The 19,702-nt window shown below is 63.8% G+C and carries 14 protein-coding genes, 2 tRNA genes, 3 rRNA genes and 4 pseudogenes; 13 read left to right on the top strand and 10 right to left on the bottom strand.

Annotated elements, in window-relative coordinates:
* Positions 1 to 6: 6 nt before the first annotated feature.
* The 3 genes and pseudogenes from ACHMWU_RS04460 to ACHMWU_RS04450 form a co-directional block, all read left to right on the top strand.
* Positions 7 to 1,944, top strand: a pseudogene (locus ACHMWU_RS04460) (UPF0182 family protein); the annotation flags it as partial.
* 10 nt (positions 1,945 to 1,954) lie between these two features.
* Positions 1,955 to 2,920, top strand: a complete 966-nt coding sequence (locus ACHMWU_RS04455) for a UPF0182 family protein (protein ID WP_396042931.1) — start codon at positions 1,955 to 1,957, stop codon at positions 2,918 to 2,920.
* Positions 2,921 to 2,990: 70 nt separating this feature from the next.
* A tRNA-Met gene (locus ACHMWU_RS04450) sits at positions 2,991 to 3,066 on the top strand.
* Between the two features lie 63 nt (positions 3,067 to 3,129).
* On the opposite strand, the gene ACHMWU_RS04445 is transcribed toward ACHMWU_RS04450, so the two are convergent.
* Positions 3,130 to 4,200: an alkene reductase gene (locus ACHMWU_RS04445; protein ID WP_396041882.1), complete on the bottom strand. Its 1,071-nt coding sequence runs from the start codon at positions 4,198 to 4,200 to the stop codon at positions 3,130 to 3,132.
* 189 nt (positions 4,201 to 4,389) lie between these two features.
* Between ACHMWU_RS04445 and ACHMWU_RS04440 the strand changes: the two genes are divergently transcribed.
* A tRNA-Met gene (locus ACHMWU_RS04440) sits at positions 4,390 to 4,467 on the top strand.
* A gap of 63 nt (positions 4,468 to 4,530) precedes the next feature.
* Here the strand turns inward: ACHMWU_RS04440 and ACHMWU_RS04435 are convergent.
* From ACHMWU_RS04435 to ACHMWU_RS04425, 3 genes are all read right to left on the bottom strand, one after another.
* Positions 4,531 to 4,734: a heavy-metal-associated domain-containing protein gene (locus ACHMWU_RS04435; RefSeq protein WP_396041881.1), complete on the bottom strand. Its 204-nt coding sequence runs from the start codon at positions 4,732 to 4,734 to the stop codon at positions 4,531 to 4,533.
* 75 nt (positions 4,735 to 4,809) lie between these two features.
* Complete coding sequence (locus ACHMWU_RS04430) at positions 4,810 to 4,956, bottom strand: hypothetical protein (protein WP_396041880.1); 147 nt, start codon at positions 4,954 to 4,956, stop codon at positions 4,810 to 4,812.
* Positions 4,953 to 6,206 carry an MFS transporter gene (locus tag ACHMWU_RS04425; RefSeq protein WP_396041879.1) on the bottom strand — a complete coding sequence of 418 codons (1,254 nt, stop codon included), beginning with the start codon at positions 6,204 to 6,206 and terminating at the stop codon, positions 4,953 to 4,955. The genes ACHMWU_RS04430 and ACHMWU_RS04425 overlap by 4 nt, the downstream gene beginning before the upstream one ends.
* A 166-nt stretch (positions 6,207 to 6,372) precedes the next feature.
* Between ACHMWU_RS04425 and ACHMWU_RS04420 the strand changes: the two are divergent.
* From ACHMWU_RS04420 to ACHMWU_RS04405, 4 genes and pseudogenes are all read left to right on the top strand, one after another.
* Positions 6,373 to 6,701 (top strand): annotated as a pseudogene (locus tag ACHMWU_RS04420) (metal-sensitive transcriptional regulator).
* Between the two features lie 37 nt (positions 6,702 to 6,738).
* A complete protein-coding gene (locus tag ACHMWU_RS04415; RefSeq protein WP_396041878.1) occupies positions 6,739 to 6,954 on the top strand; it encodes a heavy-metal-associated domain-containing protein in 216 nt (71 codons plus the stop codon).
* Complete coding sequence (locus ACHMWU_RS04410; RefSeq protein ID WP_396041877.1) at positions 6,951 to 7,829, top strand: hypothetical protein; 879 nt, start codon at positions 6,951 to 6,953, stop codon at positions 7,827 to 7,829. The genes ACHMWU_RS04415 and ACHMWU_RS04410 overlap by 4 nt, the downstream gene beginning before the upstream one ends.
* 27 nt (positions 7,830 to 7,856) lie before the next feature.
* Positions 7,857 to 10,192 (top strand): annotated as a pseudogene (locus ACHMWU_RS04405) (heavy metal translocating P-type ATPase).
* 142 nt (positions 10,193 to 10,334) lie between these two features.
* Here ACHMWU_RS04405 and ACHMWU_RS04400 read toward each other — a convergent pair.
* The 4 genes and pseudogenes from ACHMWU_RS04400 to ACHMWU_RS04385 form a co-directional block, all read right to left on the bottom strand.
* Complete coding sequence (locus tag ACHMWU_RS04400; RefSeq protein WP_396041876.1) at positions 10,335 to 10,583, bottom strand: hypothetical protein; 249 nt, start codon at positions 10,581 to 10,583, stop codon at positions 10,335 to 10,337.
* An 86-nt stretch (positions 10,584 to 10,669) separates the two neighbouring features.
* Positions 10,670 to 11,356 (bottom strand): glycosyltransferase, encoded by a 687-nt coding sequence (locus tag ACHMWU_RS04395; RefSeq protein WP_396042929.1) that lies wholly within the window; start codon positions 11,354 to 11,356, stop codon positions 10,670 to 10,672.
* Positions 11,356 to 11,907: an SAM-dependent methyltransferase gene (locus tag ACHMWU_RS04390; RefSeq protein WP_396041875.1), complete on the bottom strand. Its 552-nt coding sequence runs from the start codon at positions 11,905 to 11,907 to the stop codon at positions 11,356 to 11,358. Before ACHMWU_RS04390 ends, ACHMWU_RS04395 begins: the two co-directional genes overlap by 1 nt.
* A gap of 64 nt (positions 11,908 to 11,971) precedes the next feature.
* Positions 11,972 to 12,597: pseudogene (locus ACHMWU_RS04385) on the bottom strand (PIG-L family deacetylase).
* Here ACHMWU_RS04385 and ACHMWU_RS04380 point away from each other — a divergent pair.
* The gene (locus ACHMWU_RS04380) at positions 12,596 to 12,739 is read left to right on the top strand and encodes a hypothetical protein (RefSeq protein WP_396041874.1); all 144 of its coding nucleotides are present in this window, start codon (positions 12,596 to 12,598) and stop codon (positions 12,737 to 12,739) included. The pseudogene ACHMWU_RS04385 and the gene ACHMWU_RS04380 sit on opposite strands and share 2 nt — an antisense overlap.
* A gap of 159 nt (positions 12,740 to 12,898) precedes the next feature.
* Here the strand turns inward: ACHMWU_RS04380 and ACHMWU_RS04375 are convergent, their stop codons facing one another.
* Positions 12,899 to 13,213, bottom strand: coding sequence for a hypothetical protein (locus ACHMWU_RS04375; protein WP_396041873.1), 315 nt, complete (start codon positions 13,211 to 13,213; stop codon positions 12,899 to 12,901).
* A complete protein-coding gene (locus ACHMWU_RS04370; RefSeq protein ID WP_396041872.1) occupies positions 13,210 to 13,482 on the bottom strand; it encodes a hypothetical protein in 273 nt (90 codons plus the stop codon). The genes ACHMWU_RS04375 and ACHMWU_RS04370 overlap by 4 nt, the downstream gene beginning before the upstream one ends.
* 168 nt (positions 13,483 to 13,650) lie before the next feature.
* On the opposite strand from ACHMWU_RS04370, the gene ACHMWU_RS04365 reads away from it, so the two are divergent.
* The 4 genes from ACHMWU_RS04365 to rrf all read left to right on the top strand — a co-directional run bounded on the left by ACHMWU_RS04365 (position 13,651) and on the right by rrf (position 19,672).
* Positions 13,651 to 13,863, top strand: a complete 213-nt coding sequence (locus ACHMWU_RS04365) for a hypothetical protein (protein ID WP_396041871.1) — start codon at positions 13,651 to 13,653, stop codon at positions 13,861 to 13,863.
* Between the two features lie 567 nt (positions 13,864 to 14,430).
* Positions 14,431 to 15,949, top strand: a 16S ribosomal RNA gene (locus ACHMWU_RS04360).
* 358 nt (positions 15,950 to 16,307) lie between these two features.
* A 23S ribosomal RNA gene (locus ACHMWU_RS04355) occupies positions 16,308 to 19,407 on the top strand.
* Between the two features lie 149 nt (positions 19,408 to 19,556).
* Positions 19,557 to 19,672, top strand: a 5S ribosomal RNA gene (gene rrf / locus ACHMWU_RS04350).
* The 16S, 23S and 5S rRNA genes sit together here, the layout of an rRNA operon.
* Positions 19,673 to 19,702 lie beyond the last annotated feature (30 nt).

Genomic DNA, 19,702 nt, shown 5'->3' with positions numbered 1-19,702 from the left:
AGACCCGTGAGCGACATCTTCGGAACACCCCAACCGAGACAACCCCGACCACCGAGCTCCGGACGGCGGCAGAAGGCTCTCGTCCCGACCTTGATCACGGTCGCCGTGCTGCTCCTGCTCGGCTCGATCTTCGTGAGCGTGTGGACCGAGCGGCTGTGGTTCAAGTCGGTTGACTACAGCGACGTCTTCCGTGGCGTGCTGGTCTCGCGGGTGACGTTGTTCATCGCACTGGGCCTGCTGTTCGGCATCTTCGTCATCGGCAACCTGTACCTCGCGTACCGCACCAGGCCCGCAACGGTGCCGCTTCGCCGGGACGATCCGGCGTACCGCTACCGCTTGGCCCTGACCCCGATCCTCAAGCCGGTCGGCATCGGGCTGTTCGTGGTCGTCACGGCCTTCGCCGGATCGGTCGGCGCGAGCCACTGGGACACGTACAAGATGTGGCGCAACGGCACGCCGTTCGGCACCAAGGACGCCCACTTCGGCAAGGACCTCGGCTTCTACGTCTTCGACTACCCGTGGTGGCGCTTCCTGACGTCGTTCTCGTTCGCGATGATCGTGATCGCGGTGCTCGCGGTGCTGTTCATCAACTACGTGTACGGCGGCATTCGCATCGCCGGCCGCGGCCCGAAGCTGACCCGTGCTGCCCAGATCCACCTGTCGGTGCTGGTCGGCCTCGGCGTGCTGCTGCGCGCCGTCTCGTACTACCTCGACCGGTTCGGGCTCGTGATCGGCAACTCCGACCTGTTCGACGGCATCGGGTACACCGACGCCAATGCGCGCATCCCCGGCAAGAACATCTTGATCGGTGTCGCGATCGTGTGCGCCCTGCTGTTCTTCGCCGTGGTCTTCATCCGGTCGTGGACGCTTCCGGCGATCGGCCTGGGGCTGCTGGCACTGACGTCGATCCTGATCGGCGTCATCTGGCCTGCGGTCATGCAGGGCTTCCAGGTCAACCCCTCCGAGCCGGACAAGGAGGGGCCGTTCATCGCCAAGAACATCGCGGCGACACGAGAGGCCTATGACGTCGCGGACACCGAGGTGCAGACGTACTCGGCGAAGACCGATCTGACGCCTGCGGCGCTGGCGGCCTCTGCGGAGTCGCGGGTCAGCACCCGACTGCTCGACCCGACGTTGATCTCGGACGCCTTCGAGCAGCTGCAGCAGGTGCGTGGCTACTACACCGTCCCGACGACGCTCGACGTCGATCGGTAGAAGCTGGAGGGTGAGACCGTCCCGCAGGACACCATCATCGCGGCGCGTGAGCTCAACCTCGAGGGTCTGCAGAGCACCCAGCGCAACTGGGCCAACGACCACACGGTCTACACCCACGGCTACGGCATCATCGCGGCGCGCGGCAACCAGCGTGGACCCAACGGTGAGCCCGTGTTCATCGCCAAGGACATCCCGCCGACGGGTCTGATCAAGACGACGACCCCGCCGCGCATCTACTTCGGTGAGAAGTCGCCGTCGTACTCGATCGTGGGTCGCCCCAAGGGCGCGGCGCCGATCGAGGTCGACGTCCCGCGCGGCGGTTCGTCCGACGACGACGGCAAGGCGAGCGTCACGCAGAACACGTACGACGGCAAGGGTGGCGTCCCGGTCGGCAACCTGTTCAACAAGGCGCTGTACGCGTTCAAGTTCGCCGAGCCGAACATCGTGCTGTCGGGTCGAGTCAACTCAGAGTCGAAGATCTTGTACGACCGCGAGCCGCGCAAGCGGGTCCAGAAGGTCGCCCCGTGGCTGACGGTCGACGGCGATCCGTACCCGGCTGTCGTCGACGGCAAGGTCGTGTGGATCGTCGACGGCTACACGACGAGCAACTCGTACCCGTACTCCGAGCACCGCTCGCTGCGGGAGGCCACGGCCGACACGTTGACCAACAGCGACGCCCAGGCGGCGTTGCCGACCGATCAGGTCAACTACATGCGCAACTCGGTCAAGGCCGTCGTCGATGCGTACGACGGCTCGGTCAAGCTCTACCGAGTGGGACACCAAGGACCCCGTCCTCAAGACCTGGATGAAGGTCTTCCCGGGTGCCGTGGAGAGCAAGAGCAAGATCAGCGATGCGCTGCTCGAGCACCTGCGCTACCCGGTCGACCTGTTCAAGGTGCAGCGCGACGTGCTGCAGCGGTACCACGTAACCGATGCGCAGACGTTCTACGAGGACGGCGAGCGTTGGAAGGTGCCGGAGGATCCGACGGCGCCGACCAACTCCGGTGCCCTGCAGCCGCCGTACTACCTGTCGATGGCCCGCCCCGGCGAAGACACGCCGAAGTTCAGCGTCACGAGCGTCTACCTGCCCAACAAGCGGCAGAACCTCGAGGCGTTCGTGTCGGTCAACTCCGAGGCCACCGACACCGAGAACTACGGCAAGATGCAGATCCTGCAGCTGTCGAGCAGCACGCAGATCGACGGCCCGAGCCAGATCGCCAACAAGCTGCAGACCGACAACGGCGTCACCCAGGCGCTGCTGCCGTTCAAGCAGTCGGGCACCGAGATCCAGTACGGCAACTTGCTGACCTTGCCGGTCGGCGGAGGTCTGCTGTACGTCCAGCCGGTCTACATCAAGCGTCAGGCCAGTGAGGGCACGTACCCGGTGCTGCAGTACGTCATCGCGTCGTTCGGCAAGGACGTCGGCTTCGGCCAGACGTTGGACGAGGCCCTGCGTGTTGCCCTCGGTCTCGAACCGGGCTCGACGACCGATCCGGAGTCCGAGAGCGAGGAGCCACCGGTCGACCCCGGAACGAAGCGAACGGCTTCAGAGCTGCTCGACCGGGCATCGGGCTACTACGACGATGCACAGGACGCGCTGAAGGACGGCGACCTGGCCCTGTACCAGCGACGTATCGACCAGATGAACGATGCGATCACCCAGGCCAAGAAGCTCGTCGACGCGGCGGCCGCGGAAAAGAAGTAAAAGCTGCCTGCAAAGCCGGGGGCCACGGATTTGATCCGGGGCCCCCGGCTCTGTAAACTGGTACTACCGACGCGGGGTGGAGCAGCTCGGTACTCGCTGGGCTCATAACCCAGAGGTCACAGGTTCAAATCCTGTCCCCGCTACCAACGTAGTCAGAAGAAACCCAGGACCTTTCAGGTCCTGGGTTTCTTCTTTGCGCTGGGGGTGCGTCAGCCGAGGGTCGGGTAGTCGATGTAGCCCTCTGCGCCGCCGCCGTAGAACGTGTCGGGGTTCGGTTCGTTGAGCGCAGCTCCGGCGCGCCAGCGCTCGACGAGATCGGGGTTGGCGAGGAACGGACGGCCCACGGCGACGAGGTCGGCGAGGCCGCCGTCGACGATCTGCTTGACCTCGTCGAGGTCGGTGACCTGCGCAAAGCCCGTGTTGGCGATCACCACGCCGCCGAAGCGGCTGCGAAGGTCCTTGACCAGCTCGGTCGTGGGGTCGGCCAGGACGCTGAGGTATGCGAGTCCGAGCGGCGCGAGGCCGTCGACGAGGTGTCCGTACGTCGCGGCGACGTCGGCCGGATCCTCCTCGAGCACGCCTTGGATGTTGTGGGCCGGTGAGATGCGGATTCCGACGCGGTCACCGCCGATCGCATCGGCGACGGCAGCAGCGATCTCAAGGGTCAGGCGGGCTCGGTTCTCGGGCGATCCGCCGTACTGGTCGGAACGCTGGTTCGTCGACGGCGCGAGGAACTGGTGCAGCAGGTAGCCGTTGGCGGCGTGCAGCTCGACACCGTCGAGCCCGGCCTCGACGGCGCTGCGGGCGGCGTGGACGAACTCGTCGACCACTCCGGCGACCTCGTCGGTCTCCAAGGCCCGCGGCACGACGTGGTCGACCTGGCCGTCGGCGGTGACGATCTTGCCTGGTGCGGCGATGGCGCTCGGCGCGACAGTCTCGCGGCCGTCCTTGTTGTCGGGGTGGGCGATGCGGCCGACGTGCATGAGCTGGACGACGATCCGGCCGCCGTCTGCGTGGACGGCGTCGGCTACGGCTCGCCAGCCGACGATCTGCTCGGGGGAGTGGATGCCGGGGGTGTCGAGGTAGCCCTGCCCCGTGGCGCTGGGCTGCGTGCCCTCGCTGATGATCAGACCGGCGCTGGCCCTCTGGCCGTAGTAGGTCGCGGCGATGTCGCGCGGAACCTGCTGCTCCCCGGCGCGGTTGCGCGTGAGGGGCGCCATCACGAAGCGCTGCGGAAGATCCCAGATGCCGACCTTGATCGGCTCGAACACATCAGTCATGGAGTGACTCCTGAAACGTTGCGGAAGCGCAGCCGTCGGGCGTGCGCCAGTGGTGTCAACGTCAGTCATCACAGGGCATTCCCGGTCGGAGACGTGGCGAACCAGACACGGGTCTCAGGTTGCGGCGACGCGGTTCGTGAGCGTCCGGTACAGTGCTCTGTGCAGGTCGCCTGATGCAGGTGACCACGGCGCGGGGTGGAGCAGCTCGGTCAGCTCGCTGGGCTCATAACCCAGAGGTCACAGGTTCAAATCCTGTCCCCGCTACCAGATCGAAGGCCCTCACAGTCTGACTGTGAGGGCCTTCGTCATGTGCACAGGTGATGCGTCCTGTCAGCTGACCTGGTAGCCGGCTCCGGTGATGGCATGGCGAACGGCAGTCTCGTCGAGAGCCGAACCGGCCACGGTCAATGTCCCGGAAGCGACGTCGACGTCTGTGCCGGTCACGCCGGCGACCTGGTTGACGGCATTGCTGACCTTGGTGGCGCAGCTTCCGCAGGTCATGCCCTGCACGGTGTAGGTGCTGATGGTGCTCATGGCGGTGATTCCTTTCATGGGGTTGCGGCGCCCGGCTGGCGGCCACAGGGTGTGCTCTGCCGGAGGCAGAGTGGTTCAGGTGCGGCGGAGGAACACCGCTGCCACTGCCGCACCGACCGCGGCGATAAGCGCGGCACCGATGAATGCGGCGGAGTATCCCTCGGTGAGCGCCACGGGATGGCCGATCTTGTCGGCGCCGTGGGCGGTGGCGATGGCCGTCATGACAGCAAGTCCCAGGGCAGAGCCGATCTGGTAGCCGTGTTCACGATGCCCGAGGCAAGACCGCCCTCTTCGGGGCGAGCCGCAGAGATCGCGGTGCCCAGGGTCGGGATGAACGCGAGCGACATTCCGAGGGCTGCGATGAGCGAGGCGGGGAGCACGTCGACGACGAACGATCCGGCGGGATCGACGAGGGACAGCCAGCCCATGCCTGCTGCGAGGAGCAGCAGTCCTGCCACGGTTGTCGCCTTGGGCCCGAACGCGGCGATGACACGAGGTGCCAGGACGATCATCGCGAGCATCGTCATGCCGGTCATCGGCAGCAATGCTGCTCCCGAGGGGAAGGCCGAGTAGCCGAGGACCTGCTGCAGATACAGGTTCAGGAAGAACCACATGGGGATCCAGGCGGCTCCGAGCAGCACCTGGGCGAGGTTGGCCGCTGCCAGATTGGGAGCCCGGAAGATCCCGAGCCTGAGCAGCGGATCGCGTCCCTTGGCCTGGAGCGAGATGAAAGCGGTCAGCAGCACGGCGGCGATGCCGAGGAACAGCCAGGTGCTGCCGGAGCTCCAGCCGACGTCGGGAGCCTTGACGATGGCGTAGACGGCGGCGGCGAGTCCGCCGGTGACGGTCAGGGCGCCGAGCAGATCGATCCGTGACTTCGTGGCTGGTCCTCCTGCAGGCATGACCGAGGGAACCAGGACCAGGATCACGACGGCGATGGGGATGTTGATGAAGAAGACCCACGGCCAGCTGAGGTACTCGGTGATGACTCCACCGAGGAAGACGCCCGCGGTCCCGCCCGCCGGTGCGGCTGCGCCGTAGAAGGCCAGTGCCTTGGTGAGCTCCTTCGGGCTGGACCCGAAGAGCATGAACAGCAGGCTCAGCGCGGACGGTGCGATGAGGGCAGATCCGGCACCCTGGATCGCTCGACCGGTCAGCTCGGCTGACGGGCTGGTGGCGAGCCCGGCGAGCAGCGAGCCCGCGATGAGGACCAGCCATCCGGTGCTGAAGACCCGTCGGGCGCCGAAGACGTCCGACAGCTTGCCGCCCAACAGGAGCAGACCGCCCAGGGCGATGACGTAGGCGTTGAACACCCAGGACAGGTTCTCGGGGGAGAAGCCGAGATCGTCCTGCATCTTCGGCAGGGCGACTCCGATGATCGAAGTGTCCATGATGACCATGAACTGCGCGGCGGCAATGACCGCCAGACCAAGCCAGCGCCGTGATGCCGCTGGTCGTGATTGCTGAGACATCGTTCTCATTCCTTTGTCGTGGTGTCCCGCAGGGCGGGAGCTGAGGTGGCTTGACTTTATACCCTAGGGGGGTATCGTATAAATCAGGAAGAGAACGTACCACGAAATACCGGAGGGGGGTATCCTGAGGGTGAACGATCCAACCGAGAGCCTGAAAGGCATCGCGATGACCGAGTCTCAGCCGGCCGCGGAGCAGACGCCCGCGCACCAGCACAGCTACATCCACAACAACAACAAGAGCGACTACCTCAAGCGGCTGCGCCGTATCGAGGGCCAGGCGCGCGGCCTTCAGCGGATGGTCGAGGAGGAGCAGTACTGCATCGACATCCTCACCCAGGTATCGGCCATGACGAAGGCCCTCCAGTCGGTGTCGCTCGGCCTGCTCGATGAGCACATGGCCCACTGCGTGGTCGGCGCCGTTCGTGAAGGAGGCGCCGAGGCTGACATCAAGCCAGGGAAGCCTCCGACGCGATCGCCCGCCTCGTCCGGTCCTGATGAACCCAGCCTGCACGATGGGGCACAACCAAGAGGAATGAGAAACATGAGTCAGAGCAGCACCTACACCGTCACCGGCATGACCTGCGGACACTGCGTATCCTCGGTCACCGAAGAGGTCCAGGAGATCCCCGGCGTCGAAGGTGTCGACGTGGTCCTCGAGACCGGCGCCCTCACCATCACGAGCGCCGAGCCGGTCGATGACGCGGCTGTGAGGTCGGCTGTCGAAGAAGCCGGCTACCAGCTCACATGAACACCCCCACCAAGGTCGGCGGATTCGTCGCTGGGCTGGCCGCCGTCTTCGCACTCGCACTCATCGTCGGCAACGTCGTCGGACCCGACGTGGAGCCGGCCGCAGCCCACGACACCCACAGCAGCGACGAGGCCGCAGCGGCTTCGACCGACGCTGACATTCCAGGAGGGATCATGATCTCCCAAGACGGGTACACCCTCGCGCTGAAGAAGCCCGAGGCCCCGGCAGGCAGCAAGATCCCGATCACGTTCACGATCACCGGCCCAGATGGCAAGTCGGTCACTGCCTACGACGTCGAGCACGAGAAGAAGCTGCACCTCATCGCGGTGCGCCGTGACTTCACGGGCTTCCAGCACGTCCACCCCCTGCTCGCCTCTGACGGCACGTGGTCGATAGCAGTGGACCTCACGCCCGGCCAGTGGCGGCTGTTCGCCGACTTCAGGGCGACCGGCGCGGACGCGCTGACCCTCGGCGCAGATCTCGCAGTGCCGGGGGCCTTCGAGCCGGCCGAGCTGTCGGAGGAGACACGCACGGCCGAGGTCGACGGTTACACGGTCACCCTTGACGGAGACCTCGCGGCCGGTGCTGATGCCAAGCTGACGCTGGCAGTCGAACGCGAGGGCGAACCGGTCACGGACCTCGAGCCCTATCTCGGTGCCTATGGTCACCTGGTCGCGCTGCGGTCCGGCGACCTGGCCTACCTCCACGTCCACCCCGATGGTGCACCCGGTGATGGCAAGACGCAGCCGGGCCCCGACGTCGTGTTCCACACCGCCGTCCCAAGCACCGGGACGTATCACCTCTACCTCGACTTCAAGCATCGGGGAGTGGTCCGCACCGCGACCTTCACCGTCGCCAGTCACGCCCCTCACTGACCACACCCATCCTCGAAGGAGGCACAGATGAGCTCCACGTCCCACACGTCCGCGACGCCCCACGCGTCAGCCACGTCGAACACGTCCACCGAGAGCATCGAGAGCACAGAAAGCATCGAGCTGCAGATCAGCGGAATGACGTGCGCCTCGTGCGCCAACCGCATCGAGCGCAAGCTCAACGAGCTCGACGGCGTCACCGCCACCGTCAACTACGCGACCGAGAAGGCCAAGGTCAGCTTTCCCGAGGCCGTGAGCCCCGAAGAACTCGTCGCCACGGTCGAGTCGGCTGGCTACTCGGCAACGCTTCCCCAGCCGAAGGGGGCTGAAGCACGAACAACCAGCGACGAGGCCGACCCGACCCGTGAGCTCCGCCAGCGACTGTTGATCTCAGCCGTGCTCTCGATCCCGGTCATCGCGATGGCGATGGTCCCGGCGCTGCAGTTCGAGTACTGGCAGTGGCTGTCGTTGACCCTCGCCGCCCCCGTCGTGGTCTGGGGTGCCTGGCCGTTCCACCGAGCCGCCTGGGTCAACCTGCGTCACGGCACCTCCACGATGGACACCCTGATCTCGCTCGGCACCCTCGCTGCGCTCGGCTGGTCGGTGTACGCCCTGTTCTGGGGCACCGCGGGAACACCGGGCATGACCCACCCGTTCGAGCTGACCGTCGAACGGACCGACGGCGCGGGCAACATCTACCTCGAAGCGGCCGCGGGCGTCACGACGTTCATCCTCGCCGGTCGCTACTTCGAGTCACGCTCCAAGCGCCGCGCCGGCGCCGCCCTGCGTGCTCTGCTCGAGCTCGGGGCCAAGGAGGTCGCGGTCCTGCGGGAAGGGCCAGACGGTCGTGTCGAGGAACGTGTGCCCACCGAGCAGCTGGCCGTCGGCATGCTGTTCGTGGTGCGGCCGGGCGAGAAGATCGCCACGGACGGCGTCGTCGAAGAGGGCTCGTCAGCCGTCGACGCGTCGATGCTCACCGGCGAGTCCGTCCCGGTCGAGGTCCGCCCCGGAGATGCGGTGGTGGGCGCCACGGTCAACGCTGGCGGCCGCCTCCTCGTGCGGGCCACGCGAGTCGGCGGTGACACCCAGCTGGCCCAGATGGCGCACCTGGTCGAGGACGCCCAGAACGGCAAGGCCGAGGTGCAGCGCCTGGCCGACCGGGTCTCGGGAATCTTCGTCCCGATCGTGATCGCGCTGGCTGTCGGCACCCTCGGCTTCTGGATCGGCAGCGGAGCAGGGCTCGCCACGGCATTCACCGCAGCGGTCGCCGTGCTGATCATCGCGTGCCCGTGCGCTCTCGGGCTGGCCACTCCGACCGCATTGATGGTCGGAACCGGTCGCGGGGCGCAGCTCGGCATCCTCATCAAGGGCCCCGAGGTGCTCGAGTCGACCCGCAAGGTCGACACGATCGTCCTCGACAAGACCGGCACCGTCACGACCGGGCAGATGTCTCTCGTCGACGTCATCGCGGCACCCGGGTGAGGACGCCGACGTGGTCCTGCGGTTCGCCGGCGCGCTGGAGGACGCCTCCGAGCACCCCATCGCCCAGGCCATCGCAGACGGTGCGCGTGACCGGGTCGGCGTGCTGCCTGTCGTGGAGGACTTCGCGAACCTCGAAGGACTCGGCGTGCAGGGCATCATCAACGACGGCGACGACAGCCACGCCGTCCTGGTGGGCCGACCCCAGCTGCTTGCCGACTGGTCCCAGCACCTGCCCGCCGAGCTCGAGGCAGCGATGAAGGCTGCCCAGGCGACGGGCGGAACCGCCGTCGCGGTCGGCTGGGACGGGGCTGCTCGCGGGGTGGTCGTGGTGGCCGACGCGGTCAAGCCGACCTCGGCACAGGCCATCGCCGAGCTCCGGGCACTGGGGCTGCGGCCCTACTTGCTCACGGGTGACAACGAGGCTGTCGCCCGGACGGTCGCCGAGCAGGTCGGCATCGCGCCGGCCGACGTGACCGCTGACGTGCTCCCGGCCGACAAGGTCGACGTCATCAAGCGGCTGCAGTCCGAGGGACGGGGTCGTCGCGATGGTCGGTGACGGCGTGAACGACGCCGCGGCCCTGGCCCAGGCCGATCTCGGTCTGGCGATGGGCACCGGCACCGATGTCGCGATCGAGGCCAGCGACCTGACGTTGGTCCGCGGCGACCTGCGGGTCGCTGCCGATGCGATCCGGCTCTCGCGCCGCACGCTCGGCACCATCAAGGGCAATCTGTTCTGGGCCTTCGCCTACAACGTGGCAGCCTTGCCGTTGGCGGCCGCCGGGCTGCTCAACCCGATGCTGGCCGGAGCAGCGATGGCGTTCTCGTCGGTGTTCGTGGTCAGCAACAGCCTGCGGCTACGTGGCTTCAAGCCCCTGACCAGGTAGTGGATTCGTCAGGCCGGGGGAGGCTCCCACAGCTCGATCGCGTTGCCCTCTGGATCATGTGTCCGGGCGAAGCGGCCGATCTCTGGGGAGTCCCACTCCGGCTTGACGATGACCTCGATCCCGCTCGCGGTGAGCTGGTCGATCAGCCCGTGAGATCGCTGACACGAAGGTTGAGCATGAACTGCTTGTCAGTCGACCAGTAGTCGGTCCCGGTCTCGAACGGAGCGAACACCACAGGACCGCCCTGCACCTTCCACGACCACTCGTCGGGCGGGCCCGTGTCGGCGGCAGCACAGCCGGCCCCGACGCCCAGGTGCTCGCGGTACCAGGTGCTGAGCGCCTCAGGATCATGCGCTCGGAAGAAGATTCCACCAATTCCCAGAACAGGCATCTCGTGCTCCTTGCGTCGTCGCCACACATCGACATCCGCTTCGGAGCAACGATGCTATCCCCGTCCGGCGGCTGGTCGGACGCTCTTCACGCAGGTGAGGCCAGGTCTGCCGCGACGCCGCCAGGTGCCCGCCCCGTGCGCCGGGCGGACGTCGTGACGGTGCCTGGGTGCTCCCACGCGATGACCGCGTCGGCCTTCGACGCCCGGTGGATCAGGTCGACGTCCTCACCACTGTCCAAGGGACGGAATCCACCGAGGTCGACGTAGGTCTCCGCCCGGATCCCGAGGCTCGCGCCGTGCACATGGCCATGGTGCACCCACCGCCGGGCGTCGGCGGCATACCGGGAGACCCAGTCACCGAACTCCGCCTGGTCGGTCCTGGCGAGCCGGACCGTGCCGAGGAAGAGGTCGTGCCCCTCGGCTGCGGTGGCCAGCTGGGCCTGGATCCAGTCGGACGGCACCTGGCTGTCGGCATCGGTCGTGGCGAGCCAGAGGCGTTCGCGACCGTTGGCATGTCGAGCGAGGGCCGCCGAGCATCCCGCCGCGCGGGCTGCGCCGACGTTGCCGGCGTCGGTCGAGATCACGATCGCACCGTGCGAGGCCGCCAGCTCCGCGGTCTGGTCGGTGCATCGATCTGCCACGACCGTGATGTCGACGCGGATGTGCCGAACCCGGTCACGCGCGGCATCCAGGGCGCGGAGCGCGGAAGGGAGCAGGTCTTGCTCGTCGCGGGCCGGCACCACGACGCAGACCTGCGTCACCTCAGGCAGCATCACGTCGGAACACCTCCACCAGGAAGTCCTCCTCCACGTGCTCGACGACGCGGGTCCAGCCCGGCCGTGCGCGCATCTCGCGGTGCACCTGGTCGCCATTGCAGGCTGCGGCCTCGAAGTCGTGACGCCAGTGGACGGAGACCAGGTGCCCGTCGGGCTCGAGCGACGCTCGTACGCGGTCGCAGGGTCGTGCGCCGGTCCTCAGCCGAGAGGTAGTACATGACCTCGGAGAGCACGATCAGGTCAAAGGTGCCGCTCGGCCAGTCGTGCGGGATGGCGCCTTGGGCGAAGGTGGCGTCGGGGGCGCGCAGCTTCGCGTCGACCAGCGGGCTCGTCACCGGGTCGATCGCCACGACGTCGTCGCAGCGCGCCATCAGCCGTGCGGTCAGCAGCCCGATCGAGCACCCTGGCTCGAAGGCGCGGCGGTAGGTCTGGCGAGGAAGACTCGCCATGGTCACGTCGTACTTGCGCCGTTCGTAGACGCGTTCGGCGAGCGCCCACGGATCGCGGGACGACTCGTACATCTGCTCGAAGTACTCAGGCTGGGTCACGTGACAATCGCTTCCGGGGAGTGCTGATGCGTGGTCGAGAAGTGCCGCGTCGATCACGGCGAGATCAGCGGGGTGACCGCTCAGAGGTCGTACCTGGGTGTCGAAGGCAGCGATGGCCGCGAAGCTTGCGGCGGCGGGCCTCTGGTGTGCACTCGAGGCGCTGGATCCGGTCCAGCCAGTGCTGTTCCCGGGGCTCGGTCCACGACCACGTCCAGATCGGGAAGCGCCACAGAGGCGTGTGGTCGCCGCACGAGGCGACGGCCACGGAACCCAGCGAGTCGTGATCGGGGTGACCATCCTCCTCGAACGGGGCGAGGACCAGGTCGGCCTGGGCGACCAGAGGGACGATCGCCGCCTGCAACGCAGCGTGCTCCCGGGCCAGCCCACCGTCCGGCAGCCCCAGTCGTCGTACCTGGGGCGAGGAGAAGCCGAGCGCCTTCAACGCGCGGAGCAGCTCGTCGGGACGTCGGTCCGCAAGCCGTCCGGCGTGATGCTCGGGCTGCCCGGATGGGACGCTTCGCCGTCGGTCGCGGTCACGAACGTGACGTCACGCGACGTACGGTCGGCGAGCCACCCACCGACGGCGAGCACCTCGTCGTCAGGGTGGGCCGACAGCACCAGGATGCGGCCACCAGGATCGGGGGCCGTTGCTGCCGGAGATGGTCGATGCTGGTGCCAGGGGTTAGGCATGAGCACTTCCCAGCGACCCGAGCCGAGCGAGATCTCGTGCGCCGTGATGCTGACGCACGAACACCCGAAGATCGGCGACCCGTGTGCTGTGCTCGACGTCGAAGGCCAGCGGGCCGGGCCCAGAGCGCGCGGTCGCTGCTGAGGATGACGTCGTCGGCCACCTGTGCTGCCCGCGCTCTGAGCGACTGGGCAAGACGTTCGATCTCCGCCGGCGCCAGCTCGTGCCCGTCCGCGCGGGCGGCGGCCGCCTCCAGCGCGAGCTCCATGGTGTCGAGATCGGCGCGGACAGCACCCAGAGCTGTTAGACCCGCGCGGATCGAGACGCTCCACGGCGCACTCCAGCTGTTCGGCCACGCCTCGTGCGCGCGCCGAACCAGGCCACCGCGATGCCGATCGCACCCCACCAGAAACCGGGCCGGTCGATGTAGTCCCCGGGGGCACCGACGGGCGTCGCCGGCACGTCGGTCAGCACGAGGGTCTCGGTGCCGGCTCGCTTCATGCCCTCACCCACCCAGGGGTGATCGTCAGGATCGACCGTCGTGCCGGGCGATGACAGGGCGATGGCGAACAGCCGCGGCCCGTCGGGTGAGGCAGCGGTCACCAGGGCGTGGGTCACGACGCGCGCGCCAGAGCAGAACGCCTTGCGCCCTGACAGCGTCCATCGTCCGCCGAACTTGTCGCGCCTCGAGAACCGCGAAGGGCGGGTCGAGCCGCCCACACGGCCCAGATGTCGTCGGGCTGGATCTCGGCGCCACCGAGGTCGGCCAGGATTGCCGCAGCGTCGTGGTGAGGCTCGACGAGCTTGATGACCGCGAGATCTGCCTGGGCCAGCGCGGCGATCCGTCGCCAGCGTTCGGCCGTCCCGCCCGATGCGGGAGAGGCCACGCGAGTCGTGTGTGGGGGAGCAGCTCTGAGCGGGTCGGGATGTCCGGGGGATCACTCCGAGACAAGTACCCCCTGCGCGACGTTCCAAGCAGCGCAAGGTCTGCAGTGACCGGGAATAGCGAGGCCTCTGCCGGGTACGTCACCGTAGATCGAACGAGGAGAGATGAGATGCCGACGAAGAAGAATCCGAGCTTGAAGAATCCGTCGATGTACGAAGACCTGCGCGATGACGGCGCATCGAAGGAGAAGGCCGCCCGCATCTCGACCACCGCTCGCACAGAAGGGCCGATCGGCCTCGTCACTGGCGGCCAGGCGGACGGGCAGGCTCGTACGACGACTGGACAGTTGGCAGCCGGGCCCGCGCCAAGGAGCTGGGACTGACCGGCTACTCGACCAAGAAGAAGGCCGAGCTCGCTCGAGGCGCTGCGCGAGCACTGACGAAATCGCTGCAATCGCCGGGCGTCGTGCAGGCGTACGTACGCCCAGGGGTACCCCGGTTTGACGACCGAATTGCAGGTGTGTAAGTTTATCCATGCAAGCGAGCGAGAGCCGCTAGCGAGTGTGGCTGAGACACAGTGACCGACCCGGGTTTGACCGGTGAAAACGAGCCGTGTAGGTTTATCCAGCAGCCACAAGAACGAACAGCTAGTTTTCTGGCTGCATCACGGTGACCGACCCCGTTGTCTAGGGTGAAAACGAGCCGTGTAAGTTTGACCAGCAGCCCCAGGCCGGATGTCCTTTTGGATTGATGGGTGGTGAGCGTCTGATCCTTGAGAACTCAACAGTGTGCCAAAAGTCGACGAGATTAATTAGTAGTACCCCGTCGGATGTCTGGTGGATCCCTTTGGGGGTTTGCTGGTTTTTGATGGATATCAATTCGGACAATTTATTTGTCAGCAAATAGTTTGTCAGGTTGGACCTTTGTTGGCAGCGTCTTGAGATGCTGTTTCAATGGAGAGTTTGATCCTGGCTCAGGACGAACGCTGGCGGCGTGCTTAACACATGCAAGTCGAGCGGTAAGGCCCTTTCGGGGGTACACGAGCGGCGAACGGGTGAGTAACACGTGAGCAATCTGCCCTTCTCTTTGGAATAACCATTGGAAACGATGGCTAATGCCGAATATGACCCCCCTTCGCATGTTGGGGGGTGGAAAGCTCTGGCGGAGAAGGATGAGCTCGCGGCCTATCAGCTTGTTGGTGAGGTAATGGCTCACCAAGGCATTGACGGGTAGCCGGCCTGAGAGGGTGACCGGCCACACTGGGACTGAGACACGGCCCAGACTCCTACGGGAGGCAGCAGTGGGGAATATTGGACAATGGGCGAAAGCCTGATCCAGCAACGCCGCGTGAGGGATGACGGCCTTCGGGTTGTAAACCTCTTTCAGCAGGGACGAAGCGAGAGTGACGGTACCTGCAGAAGAAGGACCGGCCAACTACGTGCCAGCAGCCGCGGTAATACGTAGGGTCCGAGCGTTGTCCGGAATTATTGGGCGTAAAGGGCTCGTAGGCGGTTTGTCGCGTCGGGAGTGAAAACTCAGGGCTCAACCCTGAGCGTGCTTCCGATACGGGCAGACTAGAGGTATGCAGGGGAGAACGGAATTCCTGGTGTAGCGGTGGAATGCGCAGATATCAGGAGGAACACCGGTGGCGAAGGCGGTTCTCTGGGCATTACCTGACGCTGAGGAGCGAAAGCATGGGGAGCGAACAGGATTAGATACCCTGGTAGTCCATGCCGTAAACGTTGGGCGCTAGGTGTGGGGACCTTCCACGGTTTCCGTGCCGCAGCTAACGCATTAAGCGCCCCGCCTGGGGAGTACGGCCGCAAGGCTAAAACTCAAAGGAATTGACGGGGGCCCGCACAAGCGGCGGAGCATGCTGATTAATTCGATGCAACGCGAAGAACCTTACCTGGGTTTGACATATGCCGGAAAGCCGTAGAGATACGGCCCCCCTTGTGGTCGGTTTACAGGTGGTGCATGGCTGTCGTCAGCTCGTGTCGTGAGATGTTGGGTTAAGTCCCGCAACGAGCGCAACCCTCGTTCTATGTTGCCAGCACGTGATGGTGGGGACTCATAGGAGACTGCCGGGGTCAACTCGGAGGAAGGTGGGGATGACGTCAAGTCTTCATGCCCCTTATGTCCAGGGCTTCAAGCATGCTACAATGGCCGGTACAAAGGGCTGCGAAACTGTAAGGTGGAGCGAATCCCAAAAAGCCGGTCTCAGTTCGGATTGGGGTCTGCAACTCGACCCCATGAAGTCGGAGTCGCTAGTAATCGCAGATCAGCAACGCTGCGGTGAATACGTTCCCGGGCCTTGTACACACCGCCCGTCACGTCATGAAAGTCGGCAACACCCGAAGCCAGTGGCCTAACCCCTTGTGGGAGGAGCTGTCGAAGGTGGGGCTGGCGATTGGGACGAAGTCGTAACAAGGTAGCCGTACCGGAAGGTGCGGCTGGATCACCTCCTTTCTAAGGAGCACTTGGCAGTCGCCCATCGTGGTGGTTGTCCATATGGGTTCTGTTTGGTCACCGAATGTGTGGCCGCAGTCCCGCTCACTAGTGGATCGTCGATTATTTGGCTTAATGACTGCCTACCAGGGGCTAGTACTGCAGCATGGTGTGTAAGACGCGTGGAACGTTGTTGGTGAAGGTCATTATTTCAGGCACACTGTTGGGTCCTGAGGGATCAGCCCGTTTGGGTTGGTTTCCTTGGACCACATACCCCCCGCATACCGTTCGACCTTTGGGTTGGGTTGGTGTGGGATCAGGTGGTGGGACCGTTTGTGTTTTGAGAACTTCACAGTGGACGCGAGCATCTTTGTAGTAACAACAAGCTTACTAAGTGCACATGGTGGATGCCTTGGCATCGAGAGCCGATGAAGGACGTTGGAGTCTGCGAAAAGCCCCGGGAAGGTGACAACCGACCTGTGATCCGGGGATGTCCGAATGGGGAAACCCACCCAGAGTAAAGTCTGGGTACCTGCGCCTGAACACATAGGGCGTGTGGAGGGAACGTGGGGAAGTGAAACATCTCAGTACCCACAGGAAGAGAAAACAAAAGTGATTCCGGTAGTAGTGGCGAGCGAAACTGGATCAGGCTAAACCGCATGTATGTGATAGCCGGTAGGCGTTGTATGTGCGGTGTTGTGGGACCACATGGTCTGTTCTACCGGACAGGCAAAGAGTGATAAACCATGAGTGAAGTTGAAGCCGACTGGAAAGTCGTACCGTAGAGGGTGATAGTCCCGTACACGTAAGCTCATGGCTCTTTTGTGGTATCCCAAGTAACACCGAACCCCTGAAATTCGGTGTGAATCTAGCGGGACCACCCGTTAAGCCTAAATACTCCTCGATGACCGATAGCGGACTAGTACCGTGAGGGAAAGGTGAAAAGTACCCCGGGAGGGGAGTGAAATAGTACCTGAAACCATGTGCATACAATCCGTTGGAGCGCATCCTTGTGATGTGTGACAGCGTGCCTTTTGAAGAATGAGCCTGCGAGTTAGCGTTCTGTAGCGAGGTTAAGACGTGAGTCGTAGCCGTAGCGAAAGCGAGTCCGAATAGGGCGTTCATAGTTGCAGGATCTAGACCCGAAGCGGAGTGATCTATCCATGGGCAGGTTGAAGCGCGGGTAAGACCGCGTGGAGGACCGAACCCACCTAGGTTAAAAACTGGGGGGATGACCTGTGGATAGGGGTGAAAGGCCAATCAAACTCCGTGATAGCTGGTTCTCCCCGAAATGCATTTAGGTGCAGCGTTGCGTGTTTCTTGCCGGAGGTAGAGCACTGGATGGGCTAGGGGGCCTACAAGCTTACTGAACCCAGCCAAACTCCGAATGCCGGTAAGTGAGAGCGCAGCAGTGAGACAGTGGGGGATAAGCTCCATTGTCGAGAGGGAAACAGCCCAGACCATCAGCTAAGGTCCCTAAGCGATAACTAAGTGGAAAAGGATGTGGAGTCGCCCAGACAACCAGGAGGTTGGCTTAGAAGCAGCCACCCTTGAAAGAGTGCGTAATAGCTCACTGGTCAAGTAATTCCGCGCCGACAATTTAGCGGGGCTCAAGTTATCCACCGAAGCTATGGGATTCATACACGTGCTAGGCCTTTGTGGTCCAGGCGTATGGATCGGTAGGGGAGCGTCGTGTGGCCAGTGAAGCGGCGGAGTGATCCAGCCGTGGAGGCTACACGAGTGAGAATGCAGGCATGAGTAGCGAATGAGGAGTGAGAAACTCCTCCACCGAATGACCAAGGGTTCCAGGGTCAAGCTAATCTTCCCTGGGTAAGTCGGGACCTAAGGCGAGGCCGACAGGCGTAGTCGATGGACAACGGGCTGATATTCCCGTACCGGCGCATAATCGCCCATGCTGAATCCAGTGATGCTAAGTGCCCAAAAGCGGCGGGACTCTTCGGAGCGATGCTGTGGCTGCGCATGACCCGATCTGGTAGTAGGCAAGCAATGGTGTGACGCAGGAAGGAGCTCATCCCGGGCGATGGTTGTCCCGGGCTAAGGATGTAGGGCGAGTCATAGGCAAATCCGTGACTCACATAGCCTGAGATCTGATGGGGAGACGTTTTAGTCGAAGTGAGTGATCCTATGCTGCCGAGAAAAGCATCTAGCGAGATTATGAGCCGCCCGTACCCCAAACCGACTCAGGTGGTCAGGTAGAGAATACTAAGGTGATCGAGTGAACCATGGTTAAGGAACTCGGCAAAATGCCCCCGTAACTTCGGGAGAAGGGGGGCCCGATTCGTTAGCACACTTGCTGTGCGAAGCGTTGAGGGCCGCAGAGACCAGGCCCAAGCGACTGTTTACTAAAAACACAGGTCCGTGCTAAGTCGAAAGACGCCGTATACGGACTGACTCCTGCCCGGTGCTGGAAGGTTAAGGGGACGTGTCAGCGCAAGCGAAGCACAGAACTTAAGCCCCAGTAAACGGCGGTGGTAACTATAACCATCCTAAGGTAGCGAAATTCCTTGTCGGGTAAGTTCCGACCTGCACGAATGGAGTAACGACTTGGGCGCTGTCTCAACCATGGACTCGGCGAAATTGCACTACGAGTAAAGATGCTCGTTACGCGCGGCAGGACGGAAAGACCCCGGGACCTTTACTATAGTTTGGTATTGGTGTTTGGTTCAGTTTGTGTAGGATAGGTGGGAGACTGTGAAGCTTGGACGCCAGTTCAGGTGGAGTCAACGTTGAAATACCACTCTGGCTGTACGAGATATCTAACCTAGGTCCATTATCTGGATCAGGGACAGTGCCTGATGGGTAGTTTAACTGGGGCGGTTGCCTCCTAAAATGTAACGGAGGCGCTCAAAGGTTCCCTCAGCCTGGTTGGCAATCAGGTTTCGAGTGTAAGTGCACAAGGGAGCTTGACCGTGAGAGTGACAGCTCGAGCAGGGACGAAAGTCGGAACTAGTGATCCGGCGCTGGCAAGTGGAAGCGGCGTCGCTCAACGGATAAAAGGTACCCCGGGGATAACAGGCTGATCTTCCCCAAGAGTCCATATCGACGGGATGGTTTGGCACCTCGATGTCGGCTCGTCGCATCCTGGGGCCGTAGCAGGTCCCAGGGTTGGGCTGTTCGCCCATTAAAGCGGCACGCGAGCTGGGTTTAGAACGTCGTGAGACAGTTCGGTCCCTATCCGCCGCGCGCGTAGGAAACTTGAGAAAATCTGTCCCTAGTACGAGAGGACCGGGATGGACGAACCTCTGGTGTGCCAGTTGTTCTGCCAAGAGCACCGCTGGTTAGTACGTTCGGAAGCGATAACCGCTGAAAGCATCTAAGCGGGAAGCGTGTTTCAAGATGAGGTTTCCCACTGGTTTACCAGGTAAGGCCCCCAGCAGACCACTGGGTTGATAGGCCGGAAGTAGAAGCACAGCAATGTGTGGAGCTGACCGGTACTAATAGGCCGAGGGCTTGTTTCTTACAAAGATACTGCGCCTTCAAAAGCACATCCGCGTTCACTGTGAGGTTCCCGAGATACAACCGGCAACCATTCCACACCACCACCAACACACCTAGAGTGTGCTGGCTGGCGGGTGTGAAGACAATGGTTTTGATATCTCCATAGAGTTACGGCGACCATAGCGAAAGGGAAACCCCGGCAACATTCCGAACCCGGAAGTTAAGCCTTTCAGCGCCGATGGCACTGCACCGGAGACTGGTGTGGGAGAGAGGACGTCGCCGGACAAACATTACGGGAGGCCGCCCCCAACACGG

Source organism: Aeromicrobium sp. UC242_57, assembly GCF_044452305.1.
Lineage (GTDB): Bacteria > Actinomycetota > Actinomycetes > Propionibacteriales > Nocardioidaceae > Aeromicrobium.
This window is presented reverse-complemented; position numbering and strand designations above follow the sequence as displayed.

Excerpts from the sequence above, each read along its gene's own strand:
- ACHMWU_RS04455 (WP_396042931.1), top strand. The coding sequence starts at position 1,955 with ATGCGTACGACGGCTCGGTCAAGCTCTACCGAGTGGGACACCAAGGAC.
- ACHMWU_RS04445 (WP_396041882.1), bottom strand. The coding sequence starts at position 4,200 with ATGACTGATGTGTTCGAGCCGATCAAGGTCGGCATCTGGGATCTTCCG.
- ACHMWU_RS04435 (WP_396041881.1), bottom strand. The coding sequence starts at position 4,734 with ATGAGCACCATCAGCACCTACACCGTGCAGGGCATGACCTGCGGAAGC.
- ACHMWU_RS04430 (WP_396041880.1), bottom strand. The coding sequence starts at position 4,956 with ATGACGGCCATCGCCACCGCCCACGGCGCCGACAAGATCGGCCATCCC.
- ACHMWU_RS04425 (WP_396041879.1), bottom strand. The coding sequence starts at position 6,206 with ATGTCTCAGCAATCACGACCAGCGGCATCACGGCGCTGGCTTGGTCTG.
- ACHMWU_RS04415 (WP_396041878.1), top strand. The coding sequence starts at position 6,739 with ATGAGAAACATGAGTCAGAGCAGCACCTACACCGTCACCGGCATGACC.
- ACHMWU_RS04410 (WP_396041877.1), top strand. The coding sequence starts at position 6,951 with ATGAACACCCCCACCAAGGTCGGCGGATTCGTCGCTGGGCTGGCCGCC.
- ACHMWU_RS04400 (WP_396041876.1), bottom strand. The coding sequence starts at position 10,583 with ATGCCTGTTCTGGGAATTGGTGGAATCTTCTTCCGAGCGCATGATCCT.
- ACHMWU_RS04395 (WP_396042929.1), bottom strand. The coding sequence starts at position 11,356 with ATGCTGCCTGAGGTGACGCAGGTCTGCGTCGTGGTGCCGGCCCGCGAC.
- ACHMWU_RS04380 (WP_396041874.1), top strand. The coding sequence starts at position 12,596 with ATGAGCACTTCCCAGCGACCCGAGCCGAGCGAGATCTCGTGCGCCGTG.
- ACHMWU_RS04365 (WP_396041871.1), top strand. The coding sequence starts at position 13,651 with ATGCCGACGAAGAAGAATCCGAGCTTGAAGAATCCGTCGATGTACGAA.